The sequence below is a fragment of the Bacillus sp. CH_48 genome (assembly GCF_038008465.1).
GTDB classification, from domain to species: domain Bacteria; phylum Bacillota; class Bacilli; order Bacillales; family Bacillaceae_G; genus Bacillus_A; species Bacillus_A thuringiensis_S.
On sequence record NZ_JBBOZF010000001.1, the window covers coordinates 1392338 to 1404151 of the forward strand.

Sequence of the window (11814 nt, forward strand, 5' to 3'; positions counted from 1 at the left end):
AATGAACCGTACTACAATCCCATTATTTTTTACGACGACGAACGATAAATTTGTCAGACGCTTTGTTTTTCTTACGAGTCTTGAATCCAAGAGTTGGTTTACCCCATGGAGACATTGGAGACTTACGTCCGATTGGAGAACGACCTTCACCACCACCGTGTGGGTGATCAACCGGGTTCATTACAGAACCACGAACTGTTGGGCGTTTACCTAACCAGCGAGAGCGACCTGCTTTACCGATTTTGATAAGTTCATGTTGTTCGTTACCTACTTGACCGATTGAAGCGCGACAAGCAGATAATACAAGACGTACTTCACCAGAAGTTAAACGTACAAGTACGTATTTACCTTCTTTACCAAGTACTTGAGCAGATGTACCAGCAGAACGAACTAATTGTCCGCCACGACCAGGCTTAAGCTCGATGTTATGAACAACAGTACCTACTGGAATGTTGATTAATGGTAATGCGTTACCGATTTTGATGTCAGCTTCTGGGCCAGACATAACTTCCATACCTACTTCTAAAGATTTAGGAGCAAGAATGTAACGTTTTTCACCGTCAACGTAGTTAATTAATGCGATATTCGCAGAGCGGTTTGGATCGTATTCGATCGTAGCAACGCGTCCTGGAATTCCATCTTTGTTACGCTTAAAGTCGATGATACGGTATTGACGCTTATGTCCGCCACCTTGATGACGTACAGTAATTTTACCTTGGTTATTACGACCAGCCTTCTTGCTTAAAGGAGCAAGTAAAGACTTTTCGGGTCTGTCAGTCGTGATTTCAGCGAAATCATTCGTAGTCATATTACGACGACCGTTAGTAGTTGGATTATACTTTTTAATTCCCATCTCAATTTCCCTCCTTCTTTAGTAAGAATTAAACACCTTGGAAGATTTCGATTTCTTTGCTGTCAGCAGTTAGCTTAACGATTGCTTTACGACGACGGCTAGTAAAACCAGCGTGACGACCAACGCGTTTTGCTTTCGGCTTGTAGTTCATGATGTTCACTTTTTCTACTTTAACACCAAAGATCGCTTCAAGAGCATCTTTAACTTCTGTTTTATTAGATTTAACGTCCACATCGAACGTGTATTTTTTTTCAGCCATCATTTCCATAGAACGTTCAGTGATAACTGGGCGCTTAATGATATCACGAGGATCTCTCATTATGCAAGCACCTCCTCTACTTTTTCCACTGCCGCTTTTGTCATGATTAGCTTATCATGATGAAGCACGTCTAAAACGTTTACGCCATCAGCAGTGATTACTGTTACTCCAGGGATATTGCGAGCAGATAACTCTACAGATTCGTTTGCATCAGCAGTTACGATAAGAGCTTTCTTCTCAACAGTTAATCCTTTAAGTACTGCTAGCATGTCTTTTGTTTTTGGTGCATTTAATACTAGGTCTTCAAGAACTAAAATGTTGTTCTCAACTACTTTAGTAGCTAATGCAGATTTAATTGCTAAACGACGAACCTTCTTAGGAAGTTTGTACGCATAGCTTCTTGGTGTAGGTCCGAATACCGTACCACCACCACGCCATTGAGGAGAACGGATAGACCCTTGACGAGCACGTCCAGTTCCTTTTTGACGCCATGGTTTACGACCACCACCGCGAACTTCAGAACGAGTTTTTACTTTGTGTGTACCTTGACGTAAAGATGCACGTTGCATCATTACAGCTTCGAAAAGTACAGCTTCATTTGGTTCGATACCGAAAATAGCTTCAGCTAATTCGATTTCACCAACCTGTGAACCAGTTTGGTTATATACAGTAACTTTTGGCATTGGAATTCCTCCTTCCTATTGTGAATTATTTGCTAACCTTCACAGCGCCTTGAACAACTACAAGAGATTTCTTAGCACCTGGAACGTTACCTTTTACTAGTAATAAGTTGCGCTCAGTGTCAACTTGAACGATTTCTAAGTTTTGGATAGTAACTTGGTCTCCACCCATACGTCCAGCAAGTTTTTTGCCTTTGAATACACGGTTCGGAGCAACTGGGCCCATTGAACCTGGACGACGGTGATAGCGAGAACCATGAGACATAGGTCCGCGAGATTGTCCGTGGCGTTTGATAACACCTTGGAAACCTTTACCTTTAGAAATTCCTGTTACGTCAACGATTTCACCTGCAGCGAAAACTTCAACTTTTACCTCTTGACCAACCTCTAATCCGTCCACGTCTGCATCGCGGATTTCGCGAATGAAGCGCTTAGGAGTTGTAGATGCTTTAGCAGTGTGGCCTTGTTCAGGTTTGTTAGTTAACTTTTCACGTTTATCTTCAAATCCTAACTGGATTGCATTGTAGCCATCAGTTTCAGTTGTTTTCTTTTGAAGAACAACGTTTGGATTAGCAGCGATAACTGTTACTGGGATTAACTCACCGTTCTCAGCAAATACTTGAGTCATACCGATCTTTCTTCCTAAGATTCCTTTGGTCATGAGTTACACCTCCTACATTTTTAAGTTATATAATTTATAGTTTAATTTCGATATCTACACCAGACGGTAAGTCTAAACGCATTAATGAATCTACTGTTTGTGGAGTAGGACTCACGATATCGATTAAACGTTTGTGTGTGCGCATTTCGAATTGCTCACGAGAATCTTTGTACTTATGAACAGCACGAAGAATTGTGTAAATAGTCTTCTCAGTTGGTAATGGGATCGGACCAGAAACTGTTGCCCCAGAACGCTTAGCTGTTTCTACAATTTTCTCAGCTGATTGATCAAGAATACGGTGATCATAAGCTTTTAAACGGATACGAATTTTTTCTTTTGCCATTATTTTCCCTCCTTCGTTCGCCTATTTCTAAAATAGACCTTCTCCATGGAAATTTCCCCACACCATGCCATGGCAAAGCGGCCGGGTGTGTCAGCAACCTTCCACTTCATCGCAGTCAAAGACCAACATTGTCTATTATACAATGTTATTAGTCTAGATGCAAGCATCTTTTTGTTTGCATCTGCTTTTCTCTACTTTTGCTATTATACATGGCACTTTAAAGAATTTCAAGTTTTCATCTACTAGAATTCATTTTACAGTTTTTGGGTTTCGTTTTAATGTTTTTATATACTATAGAAGAAACTCGTCAAAACATAAAGATATCATCCAATTCATTATATAAACACAAACAAAACCCCCCAAGGGAAATCCCTTGGGGGGGTTTTATATCAGTTAAGATTACTCAACGATAGTAGCAACTACACCGTAACCTACTGTACGTCCACCTTCACGAATAGAGAATTTAGTTCCCTCTTCGATAGCGATTGGAGCGATAAGTTCGATAGTCATTTCGATGTTGTCACCAGGCATTACCATTTCAGTACCTTCTGGTAATTGGATGATACCAGTTACATCAGTTGTACGGAAGTAGAACTGAGGACGGTAGTTAGCGAAGAATGGAGTGTGACGTCCACCTTCTTCTTTAGATAATACGAAAACTTCAGCTTTGAATTTAGCGTGTGCTTTTACAGAGCCAGTTTTAGCAAGAACTTGTCCACGTTGGATGTCTTCACGAGCAACCCCACGAAGAAGAGCACCGATGTTGTCTCCAGCTTGAGCTTGGTCAAGAAGTTTACGGAACATTTCTACACCAGTTACAGTTGTAGAAGCATTCTCTTCAGCAAGACCGATGATTTCTACTACGTCACCAACTTTAACGATTCCGCGCTCTACACGACCAGTTGCAACTGTACCACGACCTGTGATAGAGAATACATCCTCGATAGGCATTAAGAATGGTTTGTCAGTTTCACGTTCTGGAGTTGGGATGTAAGCATCAACTTCAGTCATTAATTCAATGATTTTTGCTTCCCAATCAGCTTCTCCTTGAAGAGCTTTAAGAGCAGAACCTTTGATTACAGGAATGTCGTCGCCTGGGAATCCGTATTCAGATAATAGGTCACGAACTTCCATTTCTACTAATTCTAATAATTCTTCGTCGTCAACCATGTCGCATTTGTTTAAGAATACAACGATGTAAGGAACACCTACTTGACGAGAAAGAAGGATGTGCTCACGTGTTTGAGGCATTGGGCCATCAGCAGCAGATACTACTAAGATACCGCCGTCCATTTGAGCAGCACCAGTGATCATGTTTTTAACATAGTCAGCGTGACCTGGGCAGTCAACGTGTGCATAGTGACGAGTTTCAGTTTCGTACTCAACGTGTGCAGTTGAGATTGTGATTCCGCGCTCTCTTTCTTCTGGAGCAGCGTCGATTTGATCGTATCCGCGTGCTTCAGCACCACCAGCTTTTGCAAGAACTGTAGTGATCGCAGCAGTTAATGTAGTTTTACCATGGTCAACGTGGCCGATTGTACCGATGTTAACATGGGGTTTAGAACGTTCGAATTTAGCTTTAGCCATTCTAAATTCCTCCTTAGTTTATATAGGTTATTTTATATTTAGACTAGAAAGCGAAACTTACGTCCCACTTTCTAAGCTTACATAAGTAGTTATACTCGAACAATTGATAAAAATCAATTATTCGCCTTTATTTTTTTTAATAATTTCTTCTGAAACAGACTTCGGTACTTCTTCATAATGATCAAATGTCATTGAGAATGTTCCGCGTCCTTGAGTGTTAGAACGTAATGCTGTCGCATAACCGAACATTTCAGAAAGCGGAACCATAGCGCGAACAACTTGTGCGTTACCGCGAGCTTCCATACCTTCTACACGTCCACGACGAGATGTTACGTCACCCATGATGTCTCCCATGTATTCTTCAGGGATTACAACTTCAACTTTCATCATTGGCTCAAGAATTACTGGGTTACATTTAGAAACCGCAGCTTTAAGTGCCATAGATGCAGCGATTTTGAACGCCATCTCAGATGAATCGACATCATGGTAAGAACCGTCAACTAATGCTGCTTTAATGTCAACTAGTGGGTAACCAGCTAGTACACCATTTTTAAGTGAGTCTTCAAGACCCGCTCCAACAGCTGGGATGTATTCACGTGGAACTACACCGCCGACGATTTTGTTTTCGAATTCAAATCCTTTACCTTCTTCGTTAGGTGCAAACTCAATCCAAACGTGACCGAATTGTCCACGTCCACCAGATTGACGAGCAAACTTACCTTCAACTTTCGCAGCAGCGCGGAAAGTTTCACGGTATGCTACCTGAGGAGCACCAACGTTTGCTTCGACTTTGAATTCACGGCGCATACGGTCAACGATGATATCAAGGTGAAGTTCACCCATACCAGCGATGATAGTTTGGCCAGTTTCTTGGTCAGTGTGAGCACGGAATGTTGGATCTTCTTCAGAAAGCTTAGATAATGCTGTACCCATTTTATCTTGGTCAGCTTTAGATTTTGGTTCGATAGCTACAGAGATAACTGGCTCTGGGAATTCCATAGACTCAAGGATAACAAGACTCTTCTCGTCACAAAGAGTATCACCAGTAGTAGTATCTTTTAAACCTACAGCAGCAGCGATATCACCAGCGTAAACTGTTGAAATCTCTTCACGGCTGTTAGCGTGCATTTGTAGGATACGTCCTACACGCTCACGCTTACCTTTAGTTGAGTTTTTCACGTATGATCCAGAGTTTAACACACCAGAGTACACACGGAAGAACGTTAACTTACCAACATAAGGGTCAGTCATGATTTTGAATGCTAGAGCTGCGAATGGTTCTTCATCGCTAGACTTACGTTCTACTTCTTCATCTGTATCCGGAAGAGTACCTTTAATAGCAGGTACATCTAATGGAGATGGTAGGTAGTCGATAACTGCGTCTAACAGGATTTGAACACCTTTGTTTTTGAATGCAGAACCACAGATTACTGGGAAGAATTCTACAGAAGTTGTAGCCTTACGGATACCAGCTTTAAGCTCTTCTACAGTGATTTCTTCACCTTCTAGGTACTTCATCATCATTTCTTCATCAAGCTCAGCTACCGCTTCAATAAGCTTTCCACGGTATTCTTCAGCTAGTTCTTTGTGCTCTTCAGGAATTTCGACACGCTCGATGTCTGTTCCTAAATCGTTACCGTACATGTAAGCACACTCTTCAACAAGATCAATGATACCATTGAACTCATCTTCAGCACCGATTGGTAACTGAATTGGATGTGCGTTTGCTTGTAAACGATCGTGGATTGTTCCTACAGAGTATAAGAAATCTGCACCGATCTTATCCATTTTGTTAACGAATACGATACGAGGTACACCGTAAGTAGTAGCCTGACGCCAAACAGTTTCTGTTTGTGGTTCTACACCAGATTGTGCATCAAGTACTGCTACCGCACCATCAAGTACGCGTAAAGAACGTTCTACTTCTACTGTGAAGTCTACGTGTCCTGGAGTATCAATGATGTTTACACGGTGACCTTTCCATTGAGCTGTAGTTGCAGCAGAAGTAATTGTGATACCACGCTCTTGCTCTTGCTCCATCCAGTCCATCTGAGATGCACCTTCATGAGTTTCACCGATTTTATGAATACGTCCTGTGTAATACAGAATACGCTCAGTTGCTGTTGTTTTACCAGCATCGATGTGAGCCATGATACCAATATTACGAGTGTTTTCTAAAGAGAACTCTCTTGTCATTTGGTGTCTTGCTCCTTCCATATATGGATTGGATTTTTTATTTTAAGTAGCAAAAAAGCCACTTTATATTGTTACATATGCCAGTGTCCAGTACCCTCATTATGTAAAACGAGCGCCCAACGAAAGGGAGAGGCATTCTCCCTCTCCACACTTCCATAAGCGACAAATAAAGCGGTTTATGCTTACATTTATTTTACGTTGAATCCTACCAACGGTAATGAGCAAATGCTTTGTTAGCTTCTGCCATTTTATGAGTGTCTTCACGTTTCTTAACAGATGCACCAGCGTTGTTAGCTGCATCTAAGATTTCGTAAGCTAGACGCTCTTCCATAGTTTTTTCACCACGAAGACGAGCATAGTTTACTAACCAGCGAAGACCTAAAGTTGTACGGCGTTCTGGACGAACCTCAACTGGAACTTGGTAGTTAGCACCACCAACACGACGAGCGCGTACTTCAAGAACAGGCATGATGTTCTTAAGAGCTTGCTCGAATACTTCCATTGGTTCTTTATCTGAACGTTCACGAACGATATCGAAAGCGTTATAAAGAATTGTTTGAGATTTACCTTTTTTACCGTCAACCATCATTTTGTTGATAAGGCGTGTTACTAGCTTAGAATTGTACATTGGATCTGGTAACACGTCACGTTTCGCAACAGGTCCTTTACGAGGCATATTGAGTTCCTCCTTTCATTATAAGTTTATTATTTTTTAGCAGGTTTTGGTCGCTTAGTACCATATTTAGAACGTCCTTGCATACGTTTGTCAACACCAGCTGTATCAAGCGCTCCACGAACGATGTGGTAACGTACCCCTGGTAAATCCTTTACTCGACCACCGCGAATTAATACTACGCTATGCTCTTGTAAGTTATGACCGATACCTGGGATGTAAGCTGTAACTTCAATCCCGTTTGTTAAACGTACACGAGCGTATTTACGTAACGCTGAGTTAGGTTTCTTTGGAGTCATTGTACCAACACGAGTACATACACCACGTTTTTGAGGTGCAGAGATATCAGTTGATTTTTTCTTTAAAGAGTTAAAACCTTTGTTTAACGCAGGTGATTTAGATTTCCATACTTTATCAGTACGACCATTTCTCACTAATTGGTTAATAGTAGGCATTTGATTATCCTCCCTTCGCATGTTTGTATGACCACATATCCAGGTGGTTCATTATTAGTTGAAAACAAAGTTTTTGCAAGGAAGAGCAAATGCTCTCTCCTCACAAAAACAGTTTTAACTTATTATTCCTATTGCTGAAGCTCCCACTTGAATCCCCGAAACTTTTCCAAGCTTACGAACTGATTCAACTTTTGTTATGGGTATGTTATGTTGCAAAGCAGTGCGAATGATAACATGGGTTAACCGCACATCAGCATCTTCTGCAATAACAACTTCTTTAACTATACCATTTTTGATTGCTTCCAATGTTCGTTTATGACCAACGACTACATTTTCAGCATTTGACACTTTTTGATAAGACATATAAATATCCTCCAAAGCATCGTTCAGGAGCAACCTTGATTATAGTAACATTTTGACTCATACAATGTCAACTAGGATTAGCTGTTTTTATACAAAATTTACGACGGAAAATTTTACTGTTCCACATAAACTTCATCGTTTTCTACATTCATGTTATCTTGTGTTGTTTTTACAAGATCCACTTTACGATAACGATTCATACCTGTTCCAGCAGGAACAAGCTTACCGATAATAACATTCTCTTTCAATCCTAGAAGCTCATCGCGTTTACCTTTAATTGCTGCATCCGTTAAAACACGAGTTGTTTCTTGGAACGAAGCTGCAGATAAGAACGAATCTGTTTCAAGTGAAGCTTTTGTAATACCAAGTAGAACAGGTCTAGCTGTCGCTGGTTGTTTACCTTTCAGTAACACCTTCGCATTCGCATCAGTAAACTGATGGATATCTAGTAATGTTCCTGGTAATACATCTGTTTCACCTGCATCACTTACACGAACTTTACGTAGCATTTGGCGTACCATTACTTCTACGTGTTTGTCACCAATTTCTACCCCTTGCATACGGTATACTTTTTGAACTTCACGTAATAAGTATTCTTGCACTGCTGTAATGTCCGTTACTTTTAGTAATTCTTTCGGATCAATAGAACCTTCTGTTAACTCTTTACCGTGGCTAATTGGCTGTCCTGGAGTTACTTTCAGACGAGCACCGTAAGGAATAGCATACGTACGAGCTTCAACTTCACCCTGTACAACTACTTCTTGGCGATCTTTAACATCGTTGATCGCTGCGATAACACCGTCGATTTCACTGATAACTGCCTGACCTTTCGGATTACGAGCTTCGAAGATCTCTTGGATACGAGGTAAACCTTGAGTGATATCATCTCCGGCAACCCCACCTGTATGGAATGTACGCATCGTTAACTGTGTACCTGGCTCACCGATAGATTGAGCTGCGATAATACCTACCGCTTCTCCTACTTCTACGTCTGTACCAGTTGCTAAGTTACGACCGTAACACTTCTTACATACACCGTGGCGAGTGTTACACGTGAACGCTGAACGAATGTTTACAGTTTCAACACCCGAATTTTCAACGATATGAGCGATATCTTCAGTAATTAATTGGTTTTCACTAACTAATACTTCACCTGTTTCAGGATGTTTTACAGTTTTTCTTGCAAAACGTCCAACAAGACGATCATATAATGACTCAATTACTTCATTACCCTCTTTAATCGCACCAATTAATAGACCACGATCTGTTCCACAATCATCTTCACGGACAATTACATCTTGTGCAACGTCTACAAGACGACGCGTTAAGTAACCAGAATCGGCAGTTTTAAGTGCTGTATCGGCAAGACCTTTACGCGCACCATGCGTAGAGATGAAGTACTCAAGTACTGTTAAACCTTCACGGAAACTTGATTTAATTGGAAGTTCGATAATACGACCAGATGGATTGGCCATCAGACCACGCATACCAGCAAGCTGAGTAAAGTTCGATGCGTTACCACGGGCACCGGAATCACTCATCATGAAGATTGGGTTGCGTTTATTCAAGGATTTCATCAGTTTTCCTTGGATAACATCTTTTGCATTACTCCAAATAGAGATAACGCGATCGTAACGTTCTTCTTCCGTGATTAAACCGCGACGGAATTGTTTAATTACATTATCTACTTTTGCTTGTGCTTCATGGAGAATTTCATCTTTTTCACCTAATACAAGAATGTCAGATACCCCAACTGTAATACCAGCCTTTGTAGAGTACTTAAATCCTAAGTTTTTCATACGGTCAAGCATGCGAGATGTTTCCGTAATTTGGAAACGTTTGAATACTTCCGCAATGATGTTACCAAGGATCTTCTTGCTAAATGGTGCCACTTCTTCGCGACTAGCAATAATTTCTTTAATGTTCGCACCTTTTTCAACGAAATATTCCGCTGGTGTTTCTTTTTCAAGGTTTGAGTTTGTCGGTTCATTAATATAAGGGAACGACTCTGGTAAGATTTCGTTAAATATTAATTTACCAACTGTTGTTAATAGAAGCTTACCCTTTTGCTCTTCAGTAAACGTTACGTTATTTACTGAACTTGCAGCAACTGCAACACGTGTGTGCAGATGTACATATCCATTTTGGTATGCAAGTATTGCTTCGTTTGCATCTTTGAAGACCATACCTTCACCGATTGCGCCTTCACGCTCAAGTGTTAAGTAGTAGTTACCTAATACCATATCCTGAGATGGAGTAACAACTGGTTTTCCGTCTTTTGGATTCAAGATGTTTTGTGCCGCTAACATAAGAATACGAGCTTCTGCTTGTGCCTCTGATGATAACGGAACGTGAACCGCCATTTGGTCACCGTCAAAGTCCGCGTTGTATGCAGTACATACAAGTGGATGAAGACGAATTGCGCGACCTTCTACTAATGTAGGTTCAAACGCCTGGATACCAAGACGGTGAAGTGTTGGTGCGCGGTTTAGAAGTACTGGATGCTCTTTAATCACAGATTCTAAAACGTCCCAAACTTCAGGGTGTACACGCTCAATTTTACGTTTCGCACTCTTAATATTGTGTGCTAAGCCTTTTCCAACTAACTCTTTCATAACGAAAGGTTTGAACAGTTCAAGCGCCATTTCTTTCGGTAATCCACACTGGTACATCTTTAAGTTCGGTCCTACAACGATTACAGAACGGCCAGAGTAGTCAACACGTTTACCTAATAAGTTTTGACGGAAACGTCCTTGTTTACCTTTAAGCATGTGAGATAGTGATTTTAATGGGCGGTTACCTGGTCCAGTAACCGGACGGCCACGACGGCCATTATCGATTAATGCGTCTACAGCTTCTTGTAACATACGTTTTTCGTTTTGAACGATGATGCTTGGAGCACCTAGGTCCAATAGACGTTTTAAACGGTTGTTACGGTTAATTACACGACGATATAAGTCGTTTAAGTCAGAAGTAGCAAAACGTCCACCATCTAACTGTACCATTGGGCGTAGTTCTGGTGGGATTACTGGTAGAACATCTAAGATCATCCAAGATGGTTCATTTCCAGAGTTGCGGAATGCTTCTAATACTTCTAGACGTTTAATAGCACGAGTACGGCGTTGTCCTTGTGCTGTTTTTAATTCTTCTTTTAAGAAGTCTACTTCTTTATCTAAATCGATGTCTTGTAGTAGCTTTTTAATCGCTTCTGCACCCATAGCAGCTTGGAATGTGCTACCATATCGATCACGATATGCACGGTATTCTTTTTCAGAAAGTAATTGCTTCTTATCAAGTGGTGTATCTCCACTTTCTGTTACAACATAAGAAGCGAAATAAATTACTTCTTCAAGCGCGCGAGGGGACATGTCTAAGACAAGTCCCATGCGGCTCGGGATACCTTTGAAATACCAAATATGAGATACAGGAGCAGCTAATTCAATATGACCCATACGTTCACGACGTACTTTTGCACGCGTTACTTCAACGCCACATCGATCACAAACTACACCTTTATAACGTACACGTTTGTATTTTCCGCAATGACATTCCCAGTCCTTTTGTGGTCCGAAAATACGCTCACAGAACAAGCCATCTTTTTCAGGCTTTAACGTACGATAGTTAATAGTTTCTGGTTTCTTAACTTCACCGTATGACCAAGAACGAATCTTGTCAGGTGAAGCAAGTCCAATCTTCATATATTCAAAGTTATTTACATCTATCAAGGGGCCTACCTCCCTTTTA

At 41.0% G+C, this 11814-nt stretch carries 11 protein-coding genes; all 11 read right to left on the minus strand.

The genetic code is table 11. The features are described from left to right. Window positions 1-22: 22 nt before the first annotated feature. Window positions 23-853 (minus strand): 50S ribosomal protein L2, encoded by an 831-nt coding sequence (gene rplB, locus N2V92_RS06830; protein ID WP_000511583.1) that lies wholly within the window; start codon window positions 851-853, stop codon window positions 23-25. Window positions 854-881: 28 nt separating this feature from the next. Continuing rightward, a complete protein-coding gene (rplW, locus tag N2V92_RS06835; protein ID WP_001205558.1) occupies window positions 882-1172 on the minus strand; it encodes a 50S ribosomal protein L23 in 291 nt (96 codons plus the stop codon). Continuing rightward, on the minus strand, window positions 1172-1795 hold the full coding sequence (rplD, locus tag N2V92_RS06840) for a 50S ribosomal protein L4 (protein ID WP_042596835.1): 624 nt from the start codon (window positions 1793-1795) through the stop codon (window positions 1172-1174). The genes rplW and rplD overlap by 1 nt, the downstream gene beginning before the upstream one ends. A 25-nt stretch (window positions 1796-1820) precedes the next feature. Next, window positions 1821-2453 carry a 50S ribosomal protein L3 gene (gene rplC / locus N2V92_RS06845; protein WP_000160209.1) on the minus strand — a complete coding sequence of 211 codons (633 nt, stop codon included), beginning with the start codon at window positions 2451-2453 and terminating at the stop codon, window positions 1821-1823. A 34-nt stretch (window positions 2454-2487) separates the two neighbouring features. After that, the gene (rpsJ, locus tag N2V92_RS06850) at window positions 2488-2796 is read right to left on the minus strand and encodes a 30S ribosomal protein S10 (RefSeq protein ID WP_001040595.1); all 309 of its coding nucleotides are present in this window, start codon (window positions 2794-2796) and stop codon (window positions 2488-2490) included. A gap of 399 nt (window positions 2797-3195) precedes the next feature. After that, window positions 3196-4383 carry an elongation factor Tu gene (tuf, locus tag N2V92_RS06855; RefSeq protein ID WP_001029617.1) on the minus strand — a complete coding sequence of 396 codons (1188 nt, stop codon included), beginning with the start codon at window positions 4381-4383 and terminating at the stop codon, window positions 3196-3198. 117 nt (window positions 4384-4500) lie between these two features. Further along, window positions 4501-6579, minus strand: a complete 2079-nt coding sequence (gene fusA / locus N2V92_RS06860) for an elongation factor G (protein ID WP_000196384.1) — start codon at window positions 6577-6579, stop codon at window positions 4501-4503. 205 nt (window positions 6580-6784) lie between these two features. Next, entirely contained in the window at window positions 6785-7255 is a 471-nt protein-coding gene (gene rpsG, locus N2V92_RS06865; RefSeq protein WP_001137492.1) for a 30S ribosomal protein S7, read from the minus strand. Window positions 7256-7284: 29 nt separating this feature from the next. Then, window positions 7285-7707 (minus strand): 30S ribosomal protein S12, encoded by a 423-nt coding sequence (gene rpsL / locus N2V92_RS06870; RefSeq protein ID WP_001142341.1) that lies wholly within the window; start codon window positions 7705-7707, stop codon window positions 7285-7287. A 114-nt stretch (window positions 7708-7821) separates the two neighbouring features. Further along, window positions 7822-8070 (minus strand): 50S ribosomal protein L7ae-like protein, encoded by a 249-nt coding sequence (locus tag N2V92_RS06875; RefSeq protein WP_000121833.1) that lies wholly within the window; start codon window positions 8068-8070, stop codon window positions 7822-7824. Between the two features lie 113 nt (window positions 8071-8183). Continuing rightward, window positions 8184-11795 carry a DNA-directed RNA polymerase subunit beta' gene (gene rpoC / locus N2V92_RS06880; protein WP_000567944.1) on the minus strand — a complete coding sequence of 1204 codons (3612 nt, stop codon included), beginning with the start codon at window positions 11793-11795 and terminating at the stop codon, window positions 8184-8186. Window positions 11796-11814: the final 19 nt, after the last annotated feature.

Coding starts and splice junctions, on each gene's coding strand:
- rplB (WP_000511583.1), bottom strand. CDS start 853: ATGGGAATTAAAAAGTATAATCCAACTACTAACGGTCGTCGTAATATG.
- rplW (WP_001205558.1), bottom strand. CDS start 1,172: ATGAGAGATCCTCGTGATATCATTAAGCGCCCAGTTATCACTGAACGT.
- rplD (WP_042596835.1), bottom strand. CDS start 1,795: ATGCCAAAAGTTACTGTATATAACCAAACTGGTTCACAGGTTGGTGAA.
- rplC (WP_000160209.1), bottom strand. CDS start 2,453: ATGACCAAAGGAATCTTAGGAAGAAAGATCGGTATGACTCAAGTATTT.
- rpsJ (WP_001040595.1), bottom strand. CDS start 2,796: ATGGCAAAAGAAAAAATTCGTATCCGTTTAAAAGCTTATGATCACCGT.
- tuf (WP_001029617.1), bottom strand. CDS start 4,383: ATGGCTAAAGCTAAATTCGAACGTTCTAAACCCCATGTTAACATCGGT.
- fusA (WP_000196384.1), bottom strand. CDS start 6,579: ATGACAAGAGAGTTCTCTTTAGAAAACACTCGTAATATTGGTATCATG.
- rpsG (WP_001137492.1), bottom strand. CDS start 7,255: ATGCCTCGTAAAGGACCTGTTGCGAAACGTGACGTGTTACCAGATCCA.
- rpsL (WP_001142341.1), bottom strand. CDS start 7,707: ATGCCTACTATTAACCAATTAGTGAGAAATGGTCGTACTGATAAAGTA.
- N2V92_RS06875 (WP_000121833.1), bottom strand. CDS start 8,070: ATGTCTTATCAAAAAGTGTCAAATGCTGAAAATGTAGTCGTTGGTCAT.